Origin of the sequence: Leclercia sp. M-A074-M (assembly GCF_965195605.1) — a bacterium.
In the GTDB taxonomy this organism is placed as follows: Bacteria; Pseudomonadota; Gammaproteobacteria; order Enterobacterales; family Enterobacteriaceae; genus Enterobacter.
Genome location: NZ_CBDAHM010000011.1, coordinates 12,682 through 38,512 on the forward strand (window position 1 = coordinate 12,682; position 25,831 = coordinate 38,512).

Genomic DNA, 25,831 nt, shown 5'->3' on the forward strand with positions numbered 1-25,831 from the left:
TCTTCACGTCACATTTTGTGCGTAATTTATTCACAGTTTCACTCGGAACTTGTGGATAAAATCACTGTCTGATAAAAGAGTGAGTGATATTCTCGTTGCTCATTAATTCTGGCATGTTCGTTGCCTGATGGGGACTAACCGCCGCCAGAAAAATTGATTGAGAGGAATGAATGACCAAAGAAATGCAAACTTTAGCTTTAGCCCCTGTTGGTAACCTGGAATCTTACATCCGGGCCGCTAACACCTGGCCGATGTTGACGGCCGAGGAAGAAAAGGAGCTTGCTGAAAAGCTGCATTACCAGGGCGATCTGGAAGCAGCTAAGACGCTGATCCTGTCTCACCTGCGCTTTGTTGTTCACGTTGCTCGTAATTACGCGGGCTACGGCCTGCCGCAGGCAGACCTGATCCAGGAAGGTAACATTGGCCTGATGAAGGCGGTGCGTCGCTTCAACCCGGAAGTGGGTGTGCGTCTGGTCTCCTTTGCTGTGCACTGGATCAAGGCGGAAATCCACGAATACGTGCTGCGTAACTGGCGTATCGTGAAGGTCGCCACCACCAAAGCACAGCGTAAACTGTTCTTTAACCTGCGTAAAACCAAGCAGCGTCTGGGCTGGTTCAACCAGGACGAAGTGGAAATGGTTGCCCGCGAGCTGGGCGTCTCCAGCAAAGACGTGCGTGAGATGGAATCGCGGATGGCCGCGCAGGACATGACCTTTGATATGTCCTCTGACGACGATGCCTCCGACAGCCAGCCGATGGCCCCGGTCCTCTATCTGCAGGATAAGTCATCTAACTTTGCCGACGGCATTGAAGATGATAACTGGGAGGAGCAGGCCGCCAACAAGCTGACCTATGCAATGGAAGGCCTTGACGAGCGTAGCCAGGATATCATCCGTGCCCGCTGGCTGGACGAAGACAACAAGTCCACCCTGCAGGAGCTGGCCGACCGCTATGGTGTCTCCGCTGAACGTGTGCGTCAGCTGGAAAAGAACGCCATGAAAAAACTTCGCGCCGCTATCGAAGCGTAATCCTCGCGAAGTTCCCCGATAACCCTCGAATGCAAATTCGGGGGTTTTGTTTTTTTAGCGCCCGTACTGGCAAATACTCCCCTCCTGGCAAACAGTTACCTGATGCCGTGTGCTGACTCGTTAAAGCCTCGCTTACCTTATATACATTACAAAATAGCTATTCCAATTCGATAAAAATGGGGTATGTTTTAGCAGAGTATGCTGAAAAGGCGCGCACGGCAGACGCATAATTGAAATAAAGCGCCAAAAAACAACATCACAACAAACACAATAACCATCACAATGGGGATTCTCAGGATGAATATGAAGGGTAAAGCCTTACTGGCAGGATGTATCGCGTTGGCTTTCGGCACCGCTCAGGCTGATATCAAAGTGGCCGTTGTCGGCGCAATGTCCGGTCCGGTAGCCCAGTACGGCGACCAGGAATTCACTGGTGCAGAGCAGGCGGTTGCCGACATTAATGCCAAGGGCGGCATCAAAGGCGAAAAACTGCAGATCGTAAAATATGATGATGCCTGCGACCCGAAACAAGCGGTTGCGGTTGCCAACAAAGTGGTGAATGACGGCATCAAATACGTTATCGGCCATCTCTGCTCCTCTTCCACGCAGCCCGCGTCTGACATCTACGAAGACGAAGGCATTCTGATGATCACCCCAGCGGCTACCGCGCCGGAGCTGACCTCCCGTGGCTATAAGATGGTCATGCGTACCACCGGGCTGGACTCTGACCAGGGCCCAACCGCAGCGAAATATATCGTTGAGAAAGTGAAGCCGAAGCGTATCGCCATTGTCCATGACAAGCAGCAGTACGGTGAAGGCCTGGCGCGTTCCGTGCAGGACAACCTGAAAAAAGCGAACGCTAACGTGGTCTTCTTCGACGGTATCACTGCCGGTGAGAAAGATTTCTCTACTCTGGTGGCGCGCCTGAAGAAAGAGAACATCGATTTCGTTTACTACGGGGGTTATCACCCGGAGATGGGCCAGATCCTGCGTCAGTCTCGCGCTGCCGGTCTGAAAACGCAGTTCATGGGTCCGGAAGGGGTGGCGAACGTCTCCCTGTCTAACATCGCCGGTGAATCTGCTGAAGGCCTGCTGGTGACCAAGCCGAAGAACTACGACCAGGTTCCTGCCAACAAACCGATCGTAGACGCCATCAAGGCGAAGAAACAGGATCCAAGCGGTGCCTTCGTCTGGACCACCTACGCTGCGCTGCAAACCCTGCAGGCGGGCCTGAATCAGTCCGCTGAACCGGCTGACATCGCTACCTGGCTGAAAGCGAACTCCGTTGAAACCGTAATGGGGCCGCTCTCCTGGGATGAGAAAGGCGACCTGAAAGGCTTTGAATTCGGCGTGTTTGACTGGCATGCCAACGGTACGGCGACCGACGCCAAATAATCCTCAGGGCGAGCGATGAAACGCTCGCCCTTTTCTTATCTTCTCGAATTCTCTCCTCTGGCATCATCCCCGCCGCTTAGCGCTCGCTGCTATTCCCTCTTTCTAATCTCATAAAATGTGATCATATACCTTATTTTTTAAAACTATATAGTTTTAATATGTCGCTATTGCAGGCTGATGGATAACGTTTTATATATGGATAACTTTAAAAATTTATTTTGATATATACAGCTCGTTAATACAATGGGATGTATATAACTTGCAGCGCGACGGCAATGATTCCGACGACCGCTACGGCGTGCAACTGCGCTTTAAATATTTTTCTGTTAAAGCCTTATATTTGCCGCTTATTACGACAATAAATAATTGCTGAGGATAATAGACAATATCGCTTTGCCGATAGCGTTTGGCCCGCCTGCGCCCAAATGGCATTTATCCGCGAATAACTTATTGCCGCTCTGCACAAAAACAGGGGTTTTGCATAAAGGGAGAATACCTATGCCAGAAAATTACGAAGGAATGATTACGGGGCTGATTACCCATGCCGGCAGCTGCAACAGCCTGGCTTTCGCTGCGCTTCAGGGGGCGAAACGACAGGATCATGATCAGGTGCAGCGTCTGTTAGCCGGGGCGAAAAAGGTCCACCAGAACAGAGCGGAAGGCAGATCATGACGGTTTTAGATACGATAGCCGGTTTTTCGCAAAAACTGGCTGGCCAGGTGCATCTGCGCAGCCTGCGCGACAGCTTTATTATCGCTATCCCGTTTTTAGTGTTGGCCGGGCTTTTTATTATGGTCAACTACGTCTTTCTTGATACCAACGGCTTTATGCGTCACGTGCTCTCTGCCGACACCATGGTGCAGTGGCGGGGGATCGGCGAGCGGGCGCTGAACGGCACCATGAACATTTTGTCCATTATGCTGGCGGTGCTGGTGGCCTATTCGCTGGCCAGCAAGCGTAAGTTCGAAAGCCCGATCATTGCCGCGATGGTTTCGCTGGCCTGCTTTTTTGTGCTGATGCCGGTCACCGCCTCCGTTACCGCTGCCACCGGCGAGACGGTGAGTGTGACGGGCGTGGTGCCCTACGCGCAGACCAACGCGGGTGGGGTATTTCTGGCGATTCTGTGCGCCTTTCTCTCTACCAGCATTTTTCTGAAGATCTCCGGCTCCCCGGCGCTGCGGATCTCGCTGGGAGAGGAGGTGCCTCCTATGGTGCAGCAGTCGTTTAACGCCCTCTCTGCCATCATGATCACCGTGGCTTTCTTCTCCGTCGCCACCTTTGCCATTACCAGCCTGACGCATACCGAGCTGTTTGCGCTGATCCAGACCCTGGTGCAAAAGCCGCTGGTCCATCTGACCACCAGCCTGCCGGGCTTTATTACCTTAACCACCCTGACGAACTTGCTGTTTTCGCTGGGTATTCATCCCTCAGGTATTATCAACCCGGTACTGGAGCCGCCGCTGCTGGTCGCCATGCAGGAGAACATGGCCGCCTTCGCCGCTGGCCTGCCGCCGCCGCACATTATCGTGCTGCCGTTTCGCGACCTGTATGGTCACATGGGCGGAACGGGTTCAACGCTGGCGCTGTTGCTGGCGATCCTGCTGCGCAGCCGCATGAGCAGCCATAAAAAGTTCGCCAGAACGGTGATTGCCCCTGGGGTGTTTAATATCAACGAGCCGGTGATTTTTGGCCTGCCGGTGATCCTCAACCCGCTGATGATGATCCCGTTTATTTTCTACCCGCAGATAAACTTTATCATCGCCTATTACGCCACCGCCTGGGGCTGGGTATCGCATATTGTCGCCTACGTGCCCTGGTCGGTACCGCCTTTGCTTTCCGGCTGGCTGGGATCGGGGGGCGATCTGCGCAACGTGGTGCTGCAAATTATCCTGATTGGGGTTGGGGTCGTGATTTACCTTCCCTTCCTGCTGGCCTATGAGCGCTCAATCAGCGCGAAAAAAGCGCAGCAGGTCATCGAGACCATCGCCACGACGCCGCCAGCAGATCCTCAGCCAGAACCGGCAATCGCGCAGCCGCTGCGCGAGGGCGAGGCCCACCCGCTGGACAATAAAACCATCGTGCTGGTGTGTAACGAGGGCATGTCCACCTCGCTGGTGGCAAAAAAGATGCGGCAATATGCAGAGAGCATCCACTGTACCGCGTCGATTAGCGCCACCCATATCGGCAACCTCGAAGAAACCGTGCAAAAAGCTGACCTGATACTCCTCTCGCCGCAGCTTACCTATATGGAAAGCAACGTTCGGGAAACGGCAGGAGATCGCTGCCTCGTGGCGCGGGTTAACCCGCAGCATTTTTCAAATATGGATGGTCAGGCGCTCATTGAGCATGCCGTCACGTTGTTAAAATAAGGAAGTTATATGATTAATTGCGCATTTATTGGCTTTGGTAAAAGTGCTACCCGCTACCATTTGCCCTACGTCCTGATCCGCAACGATAAATATCGTGTGAAAACGATTTACGATATTGTCGCTAAGCCGGAGATTGAGTCCCGGCCGCAATACCGCGGAATTACTTTTACCCGTGAAGTTAACGAGATCCTTACGGATGACACCATCCGCCTGGTGGTTATCTGCACCCACCCGGACAGCCACTATTCCTGGGCAAAGGCCTGTATCGAGCACGGCAAAAACGTCATGGTCGAGAAGCCGTTCACCACCACGCTGGACGAGGCGAAGACGCTGCTGGCGCTGGCGAAGCAGCACGGCGTCACCGTCACGCCGTTTCAGAACCGCCGCTTCGACTCCTGTTTCCTGACCGTGCAGCAGGTAATTAAGAGCGGCCTGCTCGGGGATATCGTGGAAATTGAGAGCCACTTCGACTATTTCCGCCCCGAGGCGCAGCCGCAGGTTAACCACCCCTTCAACGGCGCATTTTATGGCCTTGGGATCCACACCCTTGACCAGATGCTGGCGCTGTTTGGCCGGCCGCGCCAGGTAGCCTATGACATCCGTAGCCTGCGGCTGAAGCAAAATCCCGACGATACCTTTGAAGCCCAGCTCTATTACGACGACCTGAAGGCGATCATTAAAACCAGCCATCTGGTGATGACGCCCTATCCGCGATTTATCGTTCACGGCACCCGCGGCTCCTTTATTCAGATGCAGATCGACCAGCAGGAGAGTTACCTGAAAGAGAATATCATGCCGGACCACCCGACATTTTGTGCCAATAACCAGCCGGGCATTATTGAATATCTGAATGAGGAGCAGCAGACGGTTAAGCGCGAGGTGCCTGCGGTGCGCGGCGATTATGGCCGGGTGTATGACGCGCTCTACGACACCATAATGAACGGTGCCGCCAATTACGTCAGCGAGCAGGATATGTTGACCAACCTGGAAATACTTGAGGGCGGTTTTAGCCGCGCCACGCCTTTCGTTATCGATTTGGATTAATACTATGAAACGGATATTAAATTGTCGGGCATCCGATTTTCAGCGTCAGTCTGAAGCAGAAGAGTTAGTGGCGGCTATTCGCGCCTCTGAGGGGCGGGTCGTGCTCGCCGAAGTGGCGGCGGAAACCCCGCCACTCTACCCGGACGTCACCAATGCCGAGCTGGTGGCGGCGTTTGGTGCCGATATGGTTCTGCTCAAGGGATACAATACCGCCACCCATGTGGTCGCCGGAGCGCCCGTGGCGGGGGGAATTGAGCAGGTCAAAGCCCTTACCGGCAGGCTGGTGGGCGTCAGCCTTGAGGTGACGCCCGAAAACGACGCCGATAACCCGCGCAGCCTGTCGCGGCACGCGCTTGAACAGGTGCAGGGTGCGGATTTCCTCTGCCTGACCGGCTACGACAAGCCGGGGGTGGATCGGCACAGCATGCTTCAGGCGATAAGCCTTGCGAAGGCGCACTTCCCTGGCTTTATCATGGTGGCAAAGTTCAGCGCCCGGGGGCTGATGGCGGCGGCGGAATATGCGGAGTACGCGGCGGCGGGCGCCCACGCGGTAGTGATCCCCGCACCAGGAACCTGTCAGGGGAGCCGTGAGGGGGAGGTGAGCGCGATCGTTGATGCCGTACACCTGGCGGGTGCGCTGGCTATCACCACCATCAGTACCAGTCAGGAGGGGGCAGACGGCGCAACGGTGAGCCAGATTGGTCTTGCCAGCAAGCGCTGCGGCAGCGACATCCATAGCTTTGGGGATGCTGGCTGCGCGGGAATAGCCGACCCGGAAGCGATTTACCGCCTGTCGATTGCCGTAAGAGGAAAGAGGCACACCTGGGTTCGAATGGCCTCATCTATAAGGCGTTGAGATTTCTATCTACCTGTATTTATAGTATAACAGGCCTATGTTTATAGGTCTGTATTGTGGTCAGAATGCCGAAGTATCTTGCAATATATAAAGAGATTAAAAAAAGAATACTTTCTGGCTATTACGCACAGAATAGCCAGCTGCCGGAAGGAAAGAAATTCGCACTGCTTTTTGATTGCAGCGAACTGACTATTACCAAGGCGCTGGATATTCTGGTTAAAGAGGGGCTGGTCGTCAGAAAAAGAGGTCTCGGCTCTTTTGTTAAATTACCGTTTAATACCTCGTCAATTAATAGCCATCTGAAGGGCACGAAAGCGCGCTGTGATGAATCAGGCGAGACAATAACAACGCGAGTAATTGCTTTTTCCGCCATTCCCGCCCCGGCCGACGTGCAGGAAAAGCTCCAGCTTGGTGGCGATGAGATGGTCTATTCGATCCTTCGCGTCAGGGTTATTAACGACGTGCCGGCCATTATCGAAAAAACCTTTATGCCGGTGAACGTTATTCCAGGCCTCAACTATGCCAACGTGGCGGACTCCATATATAGCTATATTACCGACGCGCTGGGCTATCAGATCCACAGCAGCCATATGATGATCACCGCCTCCATAGCTGATGAGCAGCAAAGCCAGCTATTGCAGCTGGCAGAGCCGGAGGTGGTTATTCACGTTGAGCAGACCGCCTATTTAGATAACGGTAAGCTGTTTGAATACTCGGTCGCCACTCACCGCTATAACCGGTTTAAATTCGCCACCGAGTTTATTAAATACAATTAAGGCCGGGTTTATTCCTGCCCGTGATGGACCCATCCATCCTGCTGCGCCACGAACCCCAGCGCCTGCATAAAGGCCGCCATCACGCCGCGGTCTTCGACGCCCACGTCCGCCATCCACCACGAGGCTACGCTCGGGTTATCGCGCACCACCTCTTCAACCAGATATTGCCCTACGCCGCGACGACGCGTGACTTCACGCACGCGCAGGGAGTCCAGCGCGCCTTCCGTCCCGCTCAGCGTGACGCGCACCGCGCCTAACAGCCGCTCGTTAAAGCGCGCAGCATAAATTCGATGGGTATCATCAACGGTGAGGGAGGCGGGGGAGTATTCCGGCCAGATTTTGCCAAGATCGATAAGATCCTGGTCGCTAAAGGTCACCAGACGAACGATAGTCAGTTTCATTAGCAGCTTATCCACGTAAAAAAAGTACAGGCAGTGTACTCAATTTATCCTGCTGGCGGCTTCTCCTTTTTCAATCCATTCTCCAGGTGATTACTTTTTTAGCAGCCAAATGTGCAGCCAGAAAACGCAGGGATCGAAAAATAAGCAGAATATTAACCTAAAAGGCAGCGTTTTATTCCGCTCTTTGTACCGTTATTTTATGCTGCAATTTGTACTTTTAGTTGTTTATCTCTGCCTGATTTCAGAATATTATCTTTGCTTAATCACCTGAAATATAGAGATTTTACTCTGATTTTTGTGAAAAAACTGTGCTAAACCATTAAAGGCAATAGCAAAAGTTGCGTTGTTTAATAAAAGTACAGAATGCTTTTTAACCATAATAAAACAAAATATATACATCACGTCACGAATGGGGATTCATCAATGAAAAGGAACGCGAAGACATTGATCGCGGGAATGGTTGCACTGGCAGTTTCGCAGGCGGCCATGGCGGAGGATATTAAAGTTGCTGTGGTAGGTGCGTTGTCCGGTCCGGTTGCCCAGTGGGGTGATATGGAGTTCAACGGCGCGCGCCAGGCAATTAAAGACATCAACGCCAAAGGCGGCATAAAAGGCGACAAACTGGTCGGTGTGGAATATGACGATGCCTGCGACCCGAAACAGGCCGTGGCCGTTGCCAACAAAATTGTGAACGATGGCATTCAGTATGTGATTGGCCATCTCTGCTCTTCCTCCACCCAGCCTGCCTCCGATATCTACGAGGATGAAGGCATTCTGATGATCACGCCGGGCGCCACTAACCCTGAGCTGACCCAGCGCGGCTATCAGTACATCATGCGTACCGCAGGGCTCGACTCTTCACAGGGGCCGACTGCGGCGAAGTACATTCTCGAGAGCGTGAAGCCGCAGCGTATTGCCATCATTCATGATAAGCAGCAGTACGGCGAAGGGCTGGCCCGCTCTGTACAGGATGGCCTGAAAAAAGGCGGCGCCAATGTGGTCTTCTTCGACGGCATCACCGCAGGCGAAAAAGACTTCTCCGCACTGCTGGCGCGTCTGCAAAAAGAGAACATCGATTTCGTCTACTACGGCGGCTACTACCCGGAAATGGGGCAGATGCTGCGCCAGGCGCGCGCTATCGGCCTGAAAACCCAGTTTATGGGGCCGGAAGGGGTAGGTAACGCCTCCCTGTCGAACATTGCAGGCGATGCGGGCGAAGGCATGCTGGTGACGATGCCAAAACGCTATGACCAGGATCCGGCGAACAGCGCTATCGTTAACGCCCTGAAAGCCGAGAAGAAAGATGCGAGTGGTCCGTACGTCTGGATCACCTATGCCGCCGTACAGTCTCTGGCTACCGCCATGGATCGTACCGGCAGCAAAGCGCCGCAGGATCTGATTAAAGATTTAAAAGCACACGGGGCTAACACCGTGATTGGGCCGCTGAACTGGGATGAGAAAGGCGATCTGAAGGGATTTGAGTTTGGTGTCTTTAAGTGGCACGCCGACGGTTCATCCTCGGCCGCCAAATAATTATCCCACCGCCCGGCAGGACCGGGCGGGAATAGAAAGGTTACCTTATGTCCGAGCAGTTTCTCTATTTTCTGCAGCAGATGTTTAACGGCGTCACGCTGGGAAGCACCTATGCACTGATCGCCATCGGTTACACGATGGTGTACGGCATTATCGGCATGATCAACTTCGCCCACGGCGAGGTCTATATGATCGGCAGCTATGTCTCCTTTATGATTATCGCCGCGCTGATGATGATGGGCATCGACAGTAGCTGGCTGCTGGTGGCCGCCGGATTTGTCGGGGCGATTGTCATTGCCAGCGCCTACGGCTGGAGTATCGAACGGGTGGCCTACCGCCCGGTGCGTAGCTCCAAGCGTCTGATTGCGCTGATCTCCGCGATTGGTATGTCCATCTTCCTGCAAAACTACGTCAGCCTCACCGAAGGGTCGCGCGACGTGGCGCTGCCAAGCCTGTTTAACGGCCAGTGGATTGTCGGTGCCAGCGAGAACTTCTCCGCCTCCATCACCACCATGCAGCTGGTGATTTGGGTTGTGACCTTTATTGCGATGCTGGCCCTGACGCTGTTTATCCGCTACTCCCGCATGGGTCGCGCCTGCCGCGCCTGTGCAGAAGATCTGAAAATGGCGAGCCTGCTCGGTATCAACACCGACCGCGTGATTGCCCTGACCTTCGTGATTGGTGCGGCGATGGCGGCGGTTGCCGGTGTTCTGCTCGGTCAGTTCTACGGCGTGATTAACCCGTACATCGGCTTTATGGCCGGGATGAAAGCCTTCACCGCGGCGGTACTGGGCGGTATCGGCAGTATTCCGGGCGCGATGATCGGCGGCCTGATTCTGGGCGTGGCCGAAGCGCTCTCCTCGGCCTATCTGAGTACCGAATATAAAGATGTGGTGTCGTTTGCCCTGCTGATTCTGGTTCTGCTGGTCATGCCTACCGGTATTCTGGGTCGTCCGGAGGTAGAGAAAGTATGAAACCGATGCATTTTGCTATGGCACTGCTCTCTGCGGCGATGTTCTTCGTGCTGGCGGCGGTCTTTATGGGCGTTCAGCTGGAGCTGAGCGGCACTAAGCTGGTGGTGGATTCCGCGTCGGATATCCGCTGGCAGTGGGTCTTTGTTGGCACCGCAGTGGTCTTCTTCTTCCAGCTGCTGCGTCCGGTTTTCCAGAAGACGTTGAAAAGCGTCTCCGGGCCGAAGTTCGTTCTGCCGGCTATCGACGGCTCAACCGTTAAACAGAAGCTGTTCCTCGTGGCGCTGCTGGTGGCGGCCGTGGCGTGGCCCTTCGTGGTTTCGCGTGGGACGGTGGATATCGCCACCCTGACCATGATTTACGTGATCCTCGGCCTCGGCCTGAACGTAGTGGTGGGGCTCTCTGGCCTGCTGGTATTGGGCTACGGCGGTTTCTATGCCATCGGCGCCTACACCTTCGCCCTGCTGAACCACTATTACGGTCTTGGCTTCTGGACCTGTCTGCCGCTGGCGGGGCTGGTCTCTGCTGCCGCCGGTTTCCTGCTCGGCTTCCCGGTGCTACGCCTGCGCGGTGACTATCTGGCGATTGTGACCTTAGGCTTCGGCGAAATCGTCCGTATCCTGCTGCTCAACAATACCGAAGTGACCGGCGGCCCGAACGGCATTAGCCAGATCCCGAAACCGACCTTCTTCGGCCTGGAGTTCAGCCGTTCCGCCCGTGAAGGCGGCTGGGACACCTTCAGCAACTTCTTCGGCGTGAAGTACGACCCGTCCGACCGCGTGATCTGGCTCTATCTGGTGGCGCTGCTGCTGGTGGTTCTCACCCTGTTCGTGATTAACCGCCTGCTGCGTATGCCGCTGGGGCGGGCATGGGAAGCGCTGCGTGAAGATGAGATCGCCTGCCGCTCCCTGGGCCTGAACCCGACCCGCATCAAGCTGACTGCCTTTACCATCAGCGCCGCGTTTGCCGGTTTTGCCGGAACGCTGTTTGCCGCGCGTCAGGGCTTCGTCAGCCCGGAGTCGTTCACCTTTGCGGAATCCGCCTTCGTGCTGGCGATTGTGGTGCTGGGCGGGATGGGCTCGCAGTTCGCGGTTATTCTCGCGGCGATCCTGCTGGTGGTCTCCCGTGAATTGATGCGCGACTTTAACGAATACAGCATGCTGATGCTGGGTGGTTTGATGGTGCTGATGATGATCTGGCGTCCGCAGGGTCTGCTGCCGATGACCCGTCCGCAGCTGAAGCTGAAGAACGGGCAGACAAAAGGAGAGCAGGCATGAGTCAGCCATTATTATCCGTTAACGGCCTGATGATGCGTTTTGGCGGCCTGCTGGCGGTCAACAATGTCTCTTTGGATCTGCATCAAAAAGAGATTGTGTCGCTGATCGGCCCGAACGGTGCCGGTAAGACCACGGTCTTTAACTGCCTGACCGGTTTCTACAAGCCGACGGGCGGCACCATCATGCTGCGCGACCAGCACCTGGAAGGGCTGCCGGGCCAGCAGATTGCCCGCATGGGCGTGGTGCGTACCTTCCAGCACGTGCGTCTGTTCCGCGAGATGACGGTAATTGAAAACCTGCTGGTAGCCCAGCATCAGCAGCTGAAAACCGGGCTCTTCTCCGGCCTGCTGAAAACCCCGGCGTTTCGCCGTGCCCAGGACGAAGCATTAGATCGCGCCGCCACCTGGCTCGATCGTATCGGCCTGCTTCAGCATGCCAACCGCCAGGCGAGCAACCTCGCTTACGGCGATCAGCGTCGTCTGGAGATTATCCGCTGCATGGTGACCCAGCCGGAGATCCTGATGCTCGACGAACCGGCGGCAGGGCTTAACCCGAAAGAGACCAAAGAGCTGGACGAACTGATTGTCGAGCTGCGTAACCATCACGACACCACTATCCTGCTGATTGAGCACGATATGAAGCTGGTGATGGGCATTTCGGATCGTATTTACGTGGTGAACCAGGGGACGCCGCTGGCGAACGGCACGCCGGAAGAGATCCGCAACAACCCGGACGTGATCCGTGCTTACCTGGGTGAGGCATAAGATGGAAAAAGCGATGTTATCTTTTGACAAGGTTAATGCCCACTACGGCAAGATCCAGGCCCTGCACGACGTCAGTCTGCACATCAATCAGGGCGAAATCGTCACCCTGATTGGCGCCAACGGCGCGGGGAAAACCACCCTGCTCGGCACCCTGTGCGGCGACCCGCGCGCCACCAGCGGGCGTATCGTCTTTGACGGTAAAGACATCACCGACTGGCAGACCGCAAAAATCATGCGTGAAGCGGTGGCGATTGTCCCGGAAGGACGGCGCGTCTTCTCCCGCATGACGGTAGAAGAGAACCTGGCGATGGGCGGCTTCTTTGCCGAGCGCGAACAGTTCCAGACCCGCATCAAGCGCGTGTATGACCTCTTCCCGCGCCTGTTTGAACGCCGTATTCAGCGGGCGGGCACCATGTCCGGCGGGGAACAGCAGATGCTGGCGATTGGCCGTGCGCTGATGAGCCAGCCGCGCCTGCTGCTGCTCGACGAACCCTCGCTCGGGCTGGCACCGATCATCATTCAGCAGATCTTCGACACCATCGAGCAGTTGCGCAGCGAGGGGATGACCATCTTCCTCGTGGAGCAGAACGCCAACCAGGCGCTGAAGCTCGCGGATCGCGGCTACGTGCTGGAGAATGGTCGGGTGGTGCTGGAAGACACCGGCGACGCGCTGCTGGCGAACGAGGCGGTGCGGAGCGCGTATTTAGGCGGCTGAGCCGTCTCTATTGCCCGGTGGCGCTTACGCTTACCGGGCCTACGGGATCGCCCAGGCCGGGTAAGGCGAAGCCGCCACCCGGCTTTTTCACATAAACCCCTTCACACAACCATCATCCCCCTGACGCCCTGTTGTCATATCTCTGTAAACAAACGGTTATTTTTCTGTCATTCGAGCATGTCATGTTACCTCGCGAGCACAAAACGCGTGATATCGCGCATCCGGCACAATAAGAGAGATGACAATGACATCGTTACGACACACAGCTTTGGGTCTGGCAATAGGTCTGGCTTTTGCGACTAACGCAATGGCCGTCACCACTATTCCGTTCTGGCATTCCATGGAAGGGGAGTTGGGTAAAGAGGTTGACTCCCTGGCGCAGCGTTTCAACGACAGCCACCCGGATTATAAAATTGTGCCGGTGTACAAAGGCAACTACGAGCAGAGCCTGAGCGCGGGCATTGCCGCGTTCCGTACCGGTAACGCCCCGGCGCTGTTGCAGGTCTATGAAGTGGGTACGGCCACCATGATGGCCTCCAAAGCCATCAAGCCGGTCTATGAGGTGTTTAACGAGGCGGGCATTAACTTCGACGAATCGCAGTTCGTGCCAACCGTAGCGGGCTATTACACCGATTCCAAATCCGGCCATCTGCTCTCCCAGCCGTTTAACAGTTCCACCCCGGTGCTGTACTACAACAAAGACGCCTTTAAGAAAGCCGGTTTAGATCCGGAGCAGCCGCCGAAAACCTGGCAGGATCTGGCGGAGTACACCGCCAAACTAAAAGCGGCCGGCATGAAGTGCGGCTACGCCAGCGGCTGGCAGGGCTGGATCCAGATCGAAAACTTCAGCGCCTGGCACGGCCAGCCGGTAGCCACCGAGAACAACGGTTTCAACGGCACCAACGCGGTCCTGGAGTTCAACAAGCCGGAGCAGGTGAAGCACATTGCCCTGCTGGCCGATCTGAACAAGAAGGGCGATTTCAGCTACTTCGGACGTAAAGACGAATCCACCGAGAAGTTCTACAGCGGCGACTGCGCCATCACCACCGCCTCGTCCGGCTCGCTGGCGGATATCCGTCACTACGCCAAATTTAACTACGGCGTGGGGATGATGCCATACGACGCCGACTCAAAAGGCGCGCCGCAGAACGCCATCATCGGCGGGGCCAGCCTGTGGGTAATGCAGGGTAAAGACAAGGACACTTACAAGGGCGTGGCGGAGTTCCTCGACTTCCTGGCGAAGCCGGAAAACGCCGCCGAATGGCACCAGAAGACTGGCTACCTGCCGATCACCAAAGCCGCTTATGACCTGACCCGCGAACAGGGCTTCTATGACAAGAACCCGGGGGCAGACATCGCCACGCGTCAGATGCTGAACAAACCACCGTTGCCGTACACCAAAGGGCTGCGTCTGGGCAACATGCCGCAGATCCGTACCGTCGTGGATGAAGAGCTGGAAAGCGTCTGGACCGGCAAGAAAACCCCTCAGCAGGCGCTGGATGCGGCAGTCGAGCGCGGAAACCAGCTGCTGCGCCGCTTTGAGCAGTCGACCAAATCGTAATGTGAAATGCCCGGTGACGCGTAGCGATCCGGGCCTGGAAGACCGTAGGCCGGGTAAGGCGTAGCCGCCACCCGGCGCTGTTCAGGAATACAACCCTCATGTCCTCATCCCGTCCGGTGTTTCGCTCCCGTTGGCTGCCGTACCTGCTGGTCGCGCCGCAACTGGTCATCACCGTTATCTTCTTTATCTGGCCTGCGGGCGAAGCGCTGTGGTACTCGGTGCAAAGCGTCGATCCGTTCGGGCTCTCCAGCCAGTTTGTTGGCCTGGATAACTTCGCTGCCCTGTGGCACGACAGCTACTACATCGACGCCTTCTGGACGACGATCAAATTCAGCACCCTGGTGACGGTGAGCGGTCTTCTCGCCTCGCTCTTCTTTGCCGCGCTGGTGGATTACGTGGTGCGCGGCAGCCGTCTTTACCAGACGCTGATGCTGCTGCCTTATGCCGTGGCCCCCGCCGTCGCCGCGGTGCTGTGGATCTTCCTCTTTAACCCCGGGCGCGGGTTGATTACCCACTTCCTGGCCGAGCTGGGCTATGACTGGAACCACGCCCAGCACAGCGGCCAGGTGATGTTCCTGGTGGTTTTCGCCTCGGTGTGGAAGCAGATCAGCTACAACTTCCTCTTCTTCTTTGCCGCGCTACAGTCCATTCCGCGTTCGCTGGTAGAAGCTGCGGCGATTGACGGCGCAGGCCCGATCCGCCGCTTCTTCCGGCTGTCGCTGCCGCTGATCGCCCCGGTGAGTTTTTTCCTGCTGGTGGTCAACCTGGTCTACGCCTTCTTCGACACCTTCCCGGTGATCGACGCCGCCACCGCAGGCGGCCCGGTGCAGGCCACCACCACGCTGATCTATAAGATCTACCGCGAAGGCTTTGCCGGTCTGGATCTCTCGGCCTCTGCCGCCCAGTCGGTGGTGCTGATGTTCCTCGTCATCATCCTCACGGTGGTGCAGTTCCGCTATGTTGAAAGTAAGGTGCGCTACCAATGATTGAGAACCGTCGCGGGCTGACGATTTTCAGCCATACCATGCTGATCCTGGGGATCGTCGTTATCCTGTTCCCGCTGTACGTCGCCTTTGTCGCCGCCACGCTGGACAGAAACGCCATCTTTGAAACCCCAATGACCCTGGTGCCGGGTTCGCATCTCTTCGAAAACATGGCGACCATCTGGACCCAGGGTGTGGGGGTTAACAGCGCCCCGTTCTGGCTGATGATGCTCAACAGCTTCATCATGGCGTTCGGTATTACAGTGGGCAAAATTACGGTGTCGATGCTCTCGGCCTTCGCCATCGTCTGGTTCCGCTTTCCGCTGCGTAACCTCTTCTTCTGGATGATCTTCATCACCCTGATGCTGCCGGTGGAAGTGCGTATCTTCCCGACGGTGGAGGTGATCGCCAATCTCGGCATGCTCGACAGCTATGCGGGCTTAACCCTGCCGCTGATGGCCTCGGCCACCGCCACCTTCCTGTTCCGCCAGTTCTTTATGACCCTGCCGGACGAGCTGATTGAGGCCGCGCGGATCGACGGCGCCTCGCCGATGCGCTTTTTCCGCGACATCGTGCTGCCGCTGTCGAGAACCAACCTCGCGGCGCTCTTTGTCATCACCTTTATCTACGGCTGGAACCAGTACCTGTGGCCGCTGCTGATTATCCAGGACGTCAACCTCGGCACCGCCGTGGCGGGCATCAAGGGCATGATTTCAACCGGCGAAGGCACCACCCTCTGGAACCAGGTGATGGCGGCGATGCTGCTCACCCTTATCCCACCCGTAGTCATTGTTTTAGCCATGCAGCGTGCCTTTGTCCGCGGCCTGGTCGATAGCGAGAAATAAGATGGCAGGACTTAAATTACAGGCAGTAACCAAAAGCTGGGATGGCAAGACCCAGGTGATTCAGCCGCTGACCCTCGACGTGGCGGACGGCGAATTTATTGTGATGGTTGGCCCGTCGGGCTGCGGCAAATCCACCCTGCTGCGCATGGTGGCGGGGCTCGAGCGCGTCACCTCGGGCGATATCTGGATTGACCGCCAGCGCGTGACCGAGATGGAACCCAAAGATCGCGGCATCGCGATGGTGTTTCAGAACTATGCCCTCTATCCGCACATGAGCGTGGAAGAGAACATGGCTTGGGGGCTGAAAATTCGTGGGATGGGTAAAAGCCACATCGACGAGCGCGTCAAAGAGGCGGCGCGCATTCTGGAGCTGGATGGCCTGCTGAAGCGCCGCCCGCGCGAGCTCTCCGGCGGCCAGCGCCAGCGCGTGGCGATGGGCCGCGCTATCGTGCGTGACCCGGCGGTATTCCTGTTCGATGAACCGCTCTCCAACCTCGATGCCAAGCTGCGCGTGCAGATGCGCCTTGAGTTACAGCAGCTGCACCGACGACTGAACACCACCTCTCTGTACGTTACCCACGATCAGGTGGAGGCGATGACCCTCGCCCAGCGGGTGATGGTGATGAACAAAGGGGTGGCCGAGCAGATTGGCACCCCGGTGGAGGTGTATGAAAAGCCCGCCAGCCGCTTTGTGGCGAGCTTTATCGGCAGCCCGGCGATGAACCTGCTGGAAGGGCGCATCAGCACTGCGGGCACCCATTTCGAACTGGAGAGCGGCATGGCGCTGCCGATCAACTGGTACTATCGCGGCTACGCCGGGCGTAAGATGACCCTGGGTATCCGCCCGGAACATATTGCGCTAAGCTCGCAGGCGGAAGGCGGCGTACCGCTGGTGATGGACACCCTGGAGATGCTGGGGGCCGATAACCTGGCGCACGGACGCTGGGGCGAGCAGAAGCTGGTGGTGCGTATGTCGCACGAGGAGCGCCCGAAAGCGGGCAGCACGCTATGGCTGCATCTGCCGGAAAATCATCTGCACTTATTTGATGGTGAAACAGGACAACGCATATGAGTAACTGGCCTTATCCCCGCATCGTCGCCCACCGGGGCGGCGGTAAACTGGCACCGGAAAATACCCTGGCGGCCATCGACGTTGGCGCGCGTTACGGTCATACCATGATTGAGTTCGATGCCAAGCTGTCGAAAGACGGGGAGATTTTCCTCCTGCATGACGACAATCTTGAGCGCACCAGCAACGGCTGGGGCGTGGCGGGTCACCTGCCGTGGCGCGATCTGCTGAAGGTGGACGCCGGAAGCTGGTTTAGCGGCGAGTTTAAAGGCGAGCCGCTGCCGCTGCTGACTGAGGTGGCCGACCGCTGTCGTCAACACGGGATGATGGCCAACATCGAAATTAAACCGACCACCGGTACGGGGCCGTTAACCGGCAAGGTGATTGCGCTGGCGGCGCGTGAGCTATGGGCAGGAATGACTCCACCGCTGCTGTCGTCGTTTGAGATTGACGCGCTGGAAGCCGCGCAGGCTGCTGCGCCTGAATTGCCGCGTGGGTTACTGCTGGATGCCTGGCGTGATGACTGGCGCGAGCTGACCACTCGACTGGCGTGCGTATCCATTCACCTGAACCATCGCCTGCTGGATGAAGCGCGGGTAAGCACACTGAAAAACGCCGGATTACGTATCCTGGTTTACACCGTCAATCAGCCCCAGCGAGCAGCGGAACTGCTGCGCTGGGGCGTCGATTGTATCTGTACCGATGCGATTGCCCTTATCGGCCCGGACTTTCAGCCCTAAGGGTTATTGAGCATGTCGCCATTCTGCCGCTGCGGCAGCATATGTTGCTGCTGCACGCCGCCAGAGTCGACACTGCCGCCGCTGAGCATCCCGCCGCTGGTATTAGGCAGTACCTGCCCCCCCGGCTGGCTCTGCTGAATCCGCTGGGTGTTGTTATCCATCTGCGTTTGCAGGTGCTGCTGCTGAACGCGGGTTTGCGTTTGCAGCTGCTGGTTTAGCATCCCTGTTTGCTGTTGCTGCTGCATCATCATCTGATTTTGCATTCGCTGCTGGCTGGGGTTCTGATAGCCCGGCTGATTGGGGTTATTCAGGGTGTTGATAGGCTGCGCGAATACGGCAAACGGCAGTAATGTCGCCACAAGAATGAGACGTTTCATGGTCATTCCCTCCATCTGAAGCCTTCTGTAAGTTTATCTCGAATCCGCCATTACGATGATTTTTTAAGAGTTATGAACCAGGCTTAAGCGGGAGCATGAGTCCCTGTACCTGGAGAATAACAATGATGAAACCAACGTTTTTACGCTGGGTGGCGATTGCTGCCCTGACGGCAGGCGGTACGTTTTGCGTGGCAGCGAATCCGCCGGCGGCACCGCCGGTCTCCTATGGTGTGGAAGAGGATGTGTTCCATCCCGTGCGGGCGCAGAAGGGGATGGTCTCCTCAGTAGACGCCCTCGCTACTCAGGTGGGGGTGGATATCCTCAAACAGGGCGGTAATGCGGTGGATGCGGCGGTGGCGGTGGGCTATGCGCTGGCGGTGACCCACCCGCAGGCGGGCAACCTCGGCGGTGGCGGCTTTATGATGCTGCGTACCAAAGATGGCACCACCACGGCGATCGACTTCCGCGAAATGGCGCCGAACCAGGCCACGCGGGACATGTTCCTCGATGACCAGGGCAATGCCGACAGTAAAAAATCGCTTACCTCCCATCTGGCGACCGGTACGCCGGGCACCGTAGCGGGCTTCTCGCTGGCGCTGGATAAATATGGCACCCTGCCGCTGAACAAGGTGGTGCAGCCCGCCATCAAACTGGCGCGGGACGGCTTTGAGGTCAACGACGCGCTGGCCGACGACCTGAAAACCTACGGCAGCGAAGTGATCCCCAACCATGAGAACAGCAAAGCGATCTTCTGGAAGGAGGGCGAGCCGCTGAAGAAGGGCGATAAGCTGGTGCAGAAGAACCTCGCCAAAAGCCTGGAGATGATCGCGGAGAACGGCCCGGACGCCTTCTATAAAGGGGCGATTGCCGACCAGATTGCCGAAGAGATGAGTAAGAACGGCGGGCTGATCACCAAAGCGGATCTGGCGGAGTACAAGGCGGTGGAGCGCACGCCGATTAGCGGCGACTACCGCGGGTACCAGGTTTATTCCATGCCGCCTCCGTCGTCCGGCGGGATCCACATCGTGCAGATCCTCAACATCCTCGAAAATTTCGATCTGCATAAGTTTGGCTTCGGCAGTGCCGACACATTGCAGGTGATGGCCGAGGCGGAGAAATATGCCTATGCCGACCGCTCGGAGTATCTGGGCGACCCGGACTTCGTTAAGGTGCCGTGGCAGGCGTTGACCAATAAAGCCTACGCCAAAACCCTGGCCGATCAGATTGATATCAACAAGGCCAGACCGTCGAGCGAGATCCGCCCCGGCAAGCTGGCGCCGTATGAGAGCAACCAGACCACCCACTTCTCGGTGGTGGATAAAGATGGTAACGCGGTGGCGGTGACCTATACCCTCAATACCACCTTTGGGACCGGGATCGTGGCGGGCAACAGCGGCATTCTGCTCAACAACGAGATGGATGACTTCTCTGCCAAGCCGGGCGTGCCGAACGTCTACGGGCTGGTGGGCGGGGATGCCAACGCCGTGGGGCCGAAGAAGCGTCCGCTGTCGTCAATGTCGCCGACGATTGTGGTGAAAGATGGCAAAACCTGGCTGGTGACCGGCAGCCCGGGCGGCAGCCGGATTATCACCACCGTACTGCAGATGGTGGTAAACAGCATCGATTTCGGGATGAACGTGGCCGAGGCGACCAACGCCCCGCGCTTCCATCACCAGTGGCTGCCGGATGAATTGCGGGTGGAGAAGGGCTTTAGCCCGGATACGCTGAAGCTGCTGGAGCAGCGCGGACAAAAAGTGGCGGTGAAAGAGGCGATGGGCAGCACCCAAAGCATTATGGTCGGGCCCGATGGCGCGCTGTATGGGGCATCGGATCCGCGCTCGCCAGGGGATTTGACGGCGGGGTATTAAACGGTTTGCCGGGTGGCGGCTCCGCCTTACCCGGCCTACAAGGTTTCGTAGGCCCGGATCGCTACGCGTCACCGGGCAATACTCACTTAACCCGCGCCATATAGAGCGCATCCACAAATTCGCCGTCACGCAGGGCGAATCTCTTCCCGGTGCCTTCCACCTCAAATCCATACTTGCGGTACAAGGCAATGGCAGGCGCGTTGTCGGCAAACACCGTCAATTCAATGCGCTCGATGCGCAGCCAGTTATCGCACAGGTTGATCATCTCCCGCATCAATGCGCTGCCCGCCCCGCGCCCCTGCACCTCGGCAGAGACACTGATGCCAAAGGTCGCCACGTGGCTGCGTCGGGGGTTTTCCATCACGTCCAGCGCCAGATGACCGACAACCTTATCGTCCAGGCAGGCCACCAGATGGCGTCTGCCCGACTTTTTCATTACCCGTTCCTGCCACATCTCCATCGATGGATGAGGAAGCTGTAGTGTCTGGTGATACACCCCCGGATGGGTATTAAGCAGGCGTAAAGCTTCGGCATCGGCGGCTTCAACGTGGCGTATCACTATCTCACTCATTCCTTCTTCCTCAGTCAGTTAGGTTCCTTTCCAACATCCATGAGTTTGAAATGTGCGTCAACCGCCATTTTTTGCAAAAAAGTATTGGACAAGTGCGAATGAGAATGATTATTATTGTCTTGCGTTCAGGGAGTCCACGACGGAAACCTGAAAGCACGACATTGCTCACATTGCTTCCAGTATTATTTTAGCCAGCGTCTCGCTGGCTTTTTTTTGTTTAAAGCTTTTGTGAATGCAGGCGATCCGGCATATCAGACAGGTTCTCTTTTATCATACCCACCACGTTGTTCTTCTCCGTCACAGTCGGTAAGACCTCCGCCTGCCCGGAAAAGACGCCGCCTTTTTTGATCGCCAGGGTCCGGTAGAGCAGGGTGCCGGTAATCTGACCATTTTCGCAGATTTCAATAGTATCGCTGCTGCACTGACCGATGACCTTACCGTCCACGATCAGCTCCCGGCAGGTGATGTTTCCCTCCACCTGGCCGCCACGCATAATTTTTATCAGGCTCTCTTTAGAGTCGATATTGCCGTTCAGTGTGCCGTGAACATAGACGTGCCCGCCGGAAACGATATTGCCTTCAAATTGCACATCGCTGGCTATGACGGTGGTGCCGTACTTCTCCACCGCAGTAGGTTCTTTTTCAATGACCGGTGCCTGAGGGAGGATTTCTTGCTTGTCAGTTTCGATCTTTTTTTGTTTTTTAAACATGAGGTTAACCTGATTAGATAGGAGAGGGAGACTAAAAGCCATTAGGGTTAATGCCGCGAACAGCCACGTCAGGGAGCGGGCGTTGAAGCCCCAGGCGACCAGGGCGAGCAGCCAGAAGAGAAGTGCGCTATTTAACGCGAGGTATTTTCTGTCCATAGAAAATGAGCGCGACTCCTTTCGCGAGCATGTTAATTTGACTGCCTTCTTATCCTGGGATTCAGCAGCAGGGTCAAGGTTATGCCCCTTATTTTCGGATTCGATATAGCAATATATTCACCGCGCGGTTTTCCCCCCGGAATAAGCCTAAAAGATTGATGGGGTTAAATTCGCCAGCAGGTTGCGCTATGGTTGAAGGCAGAGACCTTAGCCAGGAACAACATCATGACACTACACTGCGCATTTATTGGATTTGGCAAAAGCACCACCCGCTATCACCTTCCCTATGTACTTACCCGTAAAGCCAGCTGGCATGTGGCGCATATCTTCCGCCGCCACCCGAAACCGGAAGAGCAGTCTCCGCAGTACTCCCATATTCACTTCACCAGCGATCTCGACGAGGTATTGAACGATCCCGAGGTGAAGCTGGTGATCGTCTGTACCCATGCCGACAGCCATTTTGAGTATGCGAAACGCGCGCTGGAAGCGGGTAAAAACGTGCTGGTGGAGAAGCCATTTACCCCGACGATGGCCGAGGCGAAAACGCTGTTCGAGCTGGCGCGCAGCAAAGGGCTGACCGTCACGCCCTATCAGAACCGTCGCTTTGACACCTGCTTCCTTACCGCGAAGCAGGCGATTGAGAGCGGCAAGCTGGGCGAGATTGTCGAAATCGAAAGCCACTTCGATTACTACCGCCCGGTGGCGGAGACCAAACCCGGCCTGCCGCAGGATGGCTCTTTCTATGGCCTTGGCGTCCATACCATGGACCAGATAATCAGCCTGTTTGGCCGCCCGGATCACGTGGCCTATGACATCCGCAGCCTGCGTAATAAAGCCAACCCGGACGATACCTTTGAAGCACAGCTCTTCTACGGCGACCTGAAAGCGATTGTCAAAACCAGCCATCTGGTAAAGACCGATTACCCGAAATTTATCGTTCACGGCACCAAAGGCTCGTTTATCAAATACGGTATCGACCAGCAGGAGACCAGCCTGAAGGCTAATATCATGCCGGGTGAACCAGGGTTTGCGGCGGACGATTCCGTGGGCGTGCTGGAGTACGTTAACGACGCGGGTGTGACGGTGAAAGAGGAGATCAAACCGGGCACCGGCGACTATGGCCAGGTCTACGATGCGCTGTACCAGACCCTCACCTGCGGCGCGCCAAATTACGTCAAGGAAATTGAAGTGATGACCAACCTGGAAATCCTTGAACGCGCCTTCGAACAGGCATCACCTGCCACGATAACCCTTGCCCGATAAGCCTGAATGACTCCTCTGTGCTTGTTCAGATATTTTGAACAGAGGAGTCAATTTTCACCCTCTATGATCCCAGGTCGATTGCGTCCACACTTACTCCATCGAAACGAACTGAGGGTAAAAACAATGATCTTCTTACGCAAAGCAAACGACCGTGGACACGCAAATCATGGCTGGCTGGACTCATGGCACAGCTTCTCGTTCGCCGATTATTACGACCCGAATTTTATGGGCTTCTCGGCACTGCGCGTGATCAACGATGACGTGATTGACGCAGGCCAGGGCTTCGGTACCCACCCGCACAAAGATATGGAAATCCTGACTTACGTGCTGGAAGGGGCGGTGGAGCACCAGGACAGCATGGGTAATAAAGAGCAGGTGCCAGCGGGTGAGTTCCAGATTATGAGTGCGGGTACCGGAGTGCGTCACTCTGAATACAACCCGAGCAAAACGGAAAAACTGCACCTCTATCAAATCTGGATCATTCCAGAAGCGAAAGGCATCACCCCGCGCTACGAGCAACGCCGCTTTGACGCGCAGCAGGGTAAACAGCTGGTCCTGTCACCGGATGCGCGTGAAGGTTCGCTGAAAGTGCATCAGGATATGGAGCTGTACCGTTGGGCGCTGGCGAAAGATGAGCAGTCTGTGCACCAGATTGCCGCCAACCGTAAAGTGTGGATCCAGGTGGTGAAAGGCGACGTGACCATCAACGGCACTAAAGCGACCACCAGCGACGGTCTGGCCATCTGGGATGAGCAGGCGATCTCTGTCCATGCTGACAGCGCCGCTGAAATCCTGCTGTTCGACCTGCCGCCGGTCTAAATAATTACGCAACCTTCCCTTTAAACGGGGAAGGTTGCGCTTTGTCCGTGATAAACTGAGAAAATCTCTCACTCATGATTTCTCAGGACGATGAAAAAGAAACGCCCCGTACTTCAGGATGTCGCCGATCGCGTCGGTGTGACCAAAATGACGGTCAGCCGTTTTTTACGTAACCCGGAACAGGTTTCCGTGGCCTTACGTGGCAAGATTGCTGCTGCTCTCGATGAACTGGGTTATATCCCCAACCGTGCACCCGACATTCTCTCCAATGCGACCAGCCGTGCGGTGGGCGTCCTGCTTCCCTCCTTAACCAACCAGGTCTTCGCCGAGGTGCTTCGCGGCATCGAAAGCGTTACCGACGCCTTTGGCTATCAGACCATGCTCGCCCACTACGGCTACAAGCCGGAGCTGGAAGAGGAGCGTCTCGAATCTATGCTTTCCTGGAACATTGACGGCCTGATCCTGACCGAACGCACCCACACCCCACGCACGCTGAAGATGATCGAAGTGGCGGGTATTCCGGTGGTGGAGCTGATGGACAGCCAGTCGCCGTGCCTGGATATCGCGGTCGGGTTCGATAACTTTGAAGCGGCCCGGCAGATGACGGCGGCGATCATCGCCCGCGGCCATCGTCATGTCGCCTATCTTGGCGCACGTCTGGACGAACGTACTATCATCAAACAGAAGGGGTACGAGCAGGCGATGCTCGACGCGAACTTAACGCCCTACAGTGTGATGGTAGAGCAGTCCTCTTCCTACACCTCCGGCATTGAGCTGATGCGTCAGGCGCGTCGTGAATATCCGCAGCTTGATGGCCTCTTCTGTACTAACGATGACCTCGCGGTGGGCGCCGCTTTTGAATGCCAGCGTCTGGGCCTGAAAATCCCGCAGGATATGGCGATTGCCGGTTTCCACGGTCACGACATCGGCCAGGTCATGGAGCCGCGTCTGGCGAGCGTCCTGACGCCGCGTGAACGCATGGGCCGTATCGGTGCGGAACGCCTGCTGGCGCGCATTCGTGGTGAAGCGGTGTCGCCTAAAATGTTAGATTTAGGTTTCACCCTGTCACCAGGCGGATCTATTTAGCGTGACAAGTTTGAACTAGCTCACACTTATTCACTTCGCGCACGTTTGGATATTGCTTCTCTTCAGCCCCGGCAGGACAATGTTACCGATAACTGTTACCCGTAACAATCGACTGAGGGACATACTTTGAGCACCACAAATCCAGATCACCACGTTTATGTCCTGATGGGCGTTTCCGGTAGCGGTAAGTCCGCCGTTGCCAGCGAAGTGGCACATCAAATCCATGCTGCGTTTCTTGATGGTGATTTTCTCCATCCGCGCAGCAACATCAACAAAATGGCCTCAGGTGAGCCGCTGAACGACGACGATCGTAAACCATGGCTGCAGGCCCTGAACGATGCGGCGTTTGCCATGCAGCGCACCAACAAAGTCTCGCTGATCGTCTGCTCTGCGTTGAAAAAAGCCTACCGCGACCAGCTTCGCGAAGGTAACGCCAACCTCTCTTTCATCTACCTGAAGGGCGACTTTGAGGTGATCGAAAGCCGTCTGAAAGCGCGCAAAGGGCACTTCTTTAAGACCCAGATGCTGGTGACGCAGTTTGAAACCCTGCAAGAGCCGGGCGCAGATGAAAGCGATGTGCTGGTGGTCGATATCGATCAACCGTTAGACGGTGTTGTGGCAAGCACCATTGAGGTCATCAACAAAAGGCAGTAAG

General features: G+C 56.3%; 26 protein-coding genes. 22 read left to right on the forward strand and 4 right to left on the reverse strand.

Features of this window, described 5'->3' with window-relative positions; all coding sequences use genetic code 11:
- Positions 1-170: 170 nt before the first annotated feature.
- The 7 genes from rpoH (at position 171) to ACOKCT_RS19595 (ending at position 7,468) form a co-directional block, all read left to right on the forward strand.
- A complete protein-coding gene (gene rpoH, locus ACOKCT_RS19565; RefSeq protein ID WP_032614938.1) occupies positions 171-1,028 on the forward strand; it encodes an RNA polymerase sigma factor RpoH in 858 nt (285 codons plus the stop codon).
- Positions 1,029-1,325: 297 nt separating this feature from the next.
- Positions 1,326-2,423: a branched-chain amino acid ABC transporter substrate-binding protein gene (locus tag ACOKCT_RS19570; RefSeq protein WP_103791337.1), complete on the forward strand. Its 1,098-nt coding sequence runs from the start codon at positions 1,326-1,328 to the stop codon at positions 2,421-2,423.
- A 498-nt stretch (positions 2,424-2,921) separates the two neighbouring features.
- Positions 2,922-3,095: a PTS lactose/cellobiose transporter subunit IIA gene (locus ACOKCT_RS19575; protein ID WP_139156308.1), complete on the forward strand. Its 174-nt coding sequence runs from the start codon at positions 2,922-2,924 to the stop codon at positions 3,093-3,095.
- Positions 3,092-4,792 carry a PTS transporter subunit EIIC gene (locus ACOKCT_RS19580; protein ID WP_103177360.1) on the forward strand — a complete coding sequence of 567 codons (1,701 nt, stop codon included), beginning with the start codon at positions 3,092-3,094 and terminating at the stop codon, positions 4,790-4,792. Before ACOKCT_RS19575 ends, ACOKCT_RS19580 begins: the two co-directional genes overlap by 4 nt.
- 9 nt (positions 4,793-4,801) lie before the next feature.
- Positions 4,802-5,836 (forward strand): oxidoreductase, encoded by a 1,035-nt coding sequence (locus ACOKCT_RS19585; RefSeq protein ID WP_420193798.1) that lies wholly within the window; start codon positions 4,802-4,804, stop codon positions 5,834-5,836.
- A 4-nt stretch (positions 5,837-5,840) separates the two neighbouring features.
- A complete protein-coding gene (locus tag ACOKCT_RS19590; RefSeq protein ID WP_103177358.1) occupies positions 5,841-6,692 on the forward strand; it encodes a hypothetical protein in 852 nt (283 codons plus the stop codon).
- A 65-nt stretch (positions 6,693-6,757) separates the two neighbouring features.
- Entirely contained in the window at positions 6,758-7,468 is a 711-nt protein-coding gene (locus ACOKCT_RS19595; RefSeq protein ID WP_103177357.1) for a GntR family transcriptional regulator, read from the forward strand.
- 8 nt (positions 7,469-7,476) lie between these two features.
- On the opposite strand, the gene panM is transcribed toward ACOKCT_RS19595, so the two are convergent.
- Complete coding sequence (gene panM, locus ACOKCT_RS19600; protein ID WP_103177356.1) at positions 7,477-7,869, reverse strand: aspartate 1-decarboxylase autocleavage activator PanM; 393 nt, start codon at positions 7,867-7,869, stop codon at positions 7,477-7,479.
- A gap of 423 nt (positions 7,870-8,292) precedes the next feature.
- Here panM and livK point away from each other — a divergent pair, with 423 nt between their 5' ends.
- From livK to ugpQ, 10 genes are all read left to right on the forward strand, one after another.
- A complete protein-coding gene (livK, locus tag ACOKCT_RS19605; RefSeq protein ID WP_103177355.1) occupies positions 8,293-9,402 on the forward strand; it encodes a high-affinity branched-chain amino acid ABC transporter substrate-binding protein LivK in 1,110 nt (369 codons plus the stop codon).
- Between the two features lie 47 nt (positions 9,403-9,449).
- The gene (gene livH, locus ACOKCT_RS19610) at positions 9,450-10,376 is read left to right on the forward strand and encodes a high-affinity branched-chain amino acid ABC transporter permease LivH (protein ID WP_013099131.1); all 927 of its coding nucleotides are present in this window, start codon (positions 9,450-9,452) and stop codon (positions 10,374-10,376) included.
- Positions 10,373-11,650: a branched chain amino acid ABC transporter permease LivM gene (gene livM, locus ACOKCT_RS19615; protein WP_103177354.1), complete on the forward strand. Its 1,278-nt coding sequence runs from the start codon at positions 10,373-10,375 to the stop codon at positions 11,648-11,650. Before livH ends, livM begins: the two co-directional genes overlap by 4 nt.
- Positions 11,647-12,414, forward strand: a complete 768-nt coding sequence (gene livG / locus ACOKCT_RS19620) for a high-affinity branched-chain amino acid ABC transporter ATP-binding protein LivG (protein ID WP_039032512.1) — start codon at positions 11,647-11,649, stop codon at positions 12,412-12,414. Before livM ends, livG begins: the two co-directional genes overlap by 4 nt.
- Before the next feature lies 1 nt (position 12,415).
- A complete protein-coding gene (gene livF / locus ACOKCT_RS19625) occupies positions 12,416-13,129 on the forward strand; it encodes a high-affinity branched-chain amino acid ABC transporter ATP-binding protein LivF (RefSeq protein ID WP_103177352.1) in 714 nt (237 codons plus the stop codon).
- A 244-nt stretch (positions 13,130-13,373) separates the two neighbouring features.
- Positions 13,374-14,690, forward strand: coding sequence for a sn-glycerol-3-phosphate ABC transporter substrate-binding protein UgpB (gene ugpB, locus ACOKCT_RS19630; protein WP_263950178.1), 1,317 nt, complete (start codon positions 13,374-13,376; stop codon positions 14,688-14,690).
- 98 nt (positions 14,691-14,788) lie between these two features.
- Positions 14,789-15,676, forward strand: a complete 888-nt coding sequence (gene ugpA, locus ACOKCT_RS19635) for a sn-glycerol-3-phosphate ABC transporter permease UgpA (RefSeq protein ID WP_420193799.1) — start codon at positions 14,789-14,791, stop codon at positions 15,674-15,676.
- Positions 15,673-16,518, forward strand: a complete 846-nt coding sequence (gene ugpE / locus ACOKCT_RS19640) for a sn-glycerol-3-phosphate ABC transporter permease UgpE (RefSeq protein WP_156655318.1) — start codon at positions 15,673-15,675, stop codon at positions 16,516-16,518. The genes ugpA and ugpE overlap by 4 nt, the downstream gene beginning before the upstream one ends.
- Position 16,519: 1 nt before the next feature.
- On the forward strand, positions 16,520-17,590 hold the full coding sequence (locus tag ACOKCT_RS19645) for a sn-glycerol-3-phosphate import ATP-binding protein UgpC (protein WP_103177348.1): 1,071 nt from the start codon (positions 16,520-16,522) through the stop codon (positions 17,588-17,590).
- The gene (gene ugpQ / locus ACOKCT_RS19650; protein WP_156655317.1) at positions 17,587-18,327 is read left to right on the forward strand and encodes a glycerophosphodiester phosphodiesterase; all 741 of its coding nucleotides are present in this window, start codon (positions 17,587-17,589) and stop codon (positions 18,325-18,327) included. The genes ACOKCT_RS19645 and ugpQ overlap by 4 nt, the downstream gene beginning before the upstream one ends.
- Here the strand turns inward: ugpQ and ACOKCT_RS19655 are convergent.
- Positions 18,324-18,704, reverse strand: coding sequence for a DUF2756 family protein (locus ACOKCT_RS19655; protein WP_156655316.1), 381 nt, complete (start codon positions 18,702-18,704; stop codon positions 18,324-18,326). The two genes, ugpQ and ACOKCT_RS19655, sit on opposite strands and share 4 nt — an antisense overlap.
- 122 nt (positions 18,705-18,826) lie before the next feature.
- On the opposite strand from ACOKCT_RS19655, the gene ggt reads away from it, so the two are divergent.
- On the forward strand, positions 18,827-20,572 hold the full coding sequence (gene ggt / locus ACOKCT_RS19660) for a gamma-glutamyltransferase (protein WP_197431827.1): 1,746 nt from the start codon (positions 18,827-18,829) through the stop codon (positions 20,570-20,572).
- A gap of 82 nt (positions 20,573-20,654) precedes the next feature.
- On the opposite strand, the gene yhhY is transcribed toward ggt, so the two are convergent.
- A complete protein-coding gene (gene yhhY / locus ACOKCT_RS19665; protein ID WP_156655315.1) occupies positions 20,655-21,143 on the reverse strand; it encodes an N-acetyltransferase in 489 nt (162 codons plus the stop codon).
- Positions 21,144-21,360: 217 nt separating this feature from the next.
- A complete protein-coding gene (locus ACOKCT_RS19670; RefSeq protein ID WP_103177345.1) occupies positions 21,361-22,008 on the reverse strand; it encodes a bactofilin family protein in 648 nt (215 codons plus the stop codon).
- A gap of 225 nt (positions 22,009-22,233) precedes the next feature.
- Here ACOKCT_RS19670 and ACOKCT_RS19675 point away from each other — a divergent pair, with 225 nt between their 5' ends.
- The 4 genes from ACOKCT_RS19675 to gntK all read left to right on the forward strand — a co-directional run bounded on the left by ACOKCT_RS19675 (position 22,234) and on the right by gntK (position 25,830).
- Complete coding sequence (locus ACOKCT_RS19675; RefSeq protein WP_159340211.1) at positions 22,234-23,271, forward strand: oxidoreductase; 1,038 nt, start codon at positions 22,234-22,236, stop codon at positions 23,269-23,271.
- 123 nt (positions 23,272-23,394) lie between these two features.
- Positions 23,395-24,090 (forward strand): pirin family protein, encoded by a 696-nt coding sequence (locus ACOKCT_RS19680; protein WP_103177343.1) that lies wholly within the window; start codon positions 23,395-23,397, stop codon positions 24,088-24,090.
- Positions 24,091-24,180: 90 nt separating this feature from the next.
- Positions 24,181-25,176, forward strand: a complete 996-nt coding sequence (gene gntR, locus ACOKCT_RS19685) for a gluconate operon transcriptional repressor GntR (protein WP_420193800.1) — start codon at positions 24,181-24,183, stop codon at positions 25,174-25,176.
- 126 nt (positions 25,177-25,302) lie between these two features.
- Positions 25,303-25,830: a gluconokinase gene (gene gntK, locus ACOKCT_RS19690; RefSeq protein ID WP_103177341.1), complete on the forward strand. Its 528-nt coding sequence runs from the start codon at positions 25,303-25,305 to the stop codon at positions 25,828-25,830.
- Position 25,831 lies beyond the last annotated feature (1 nt).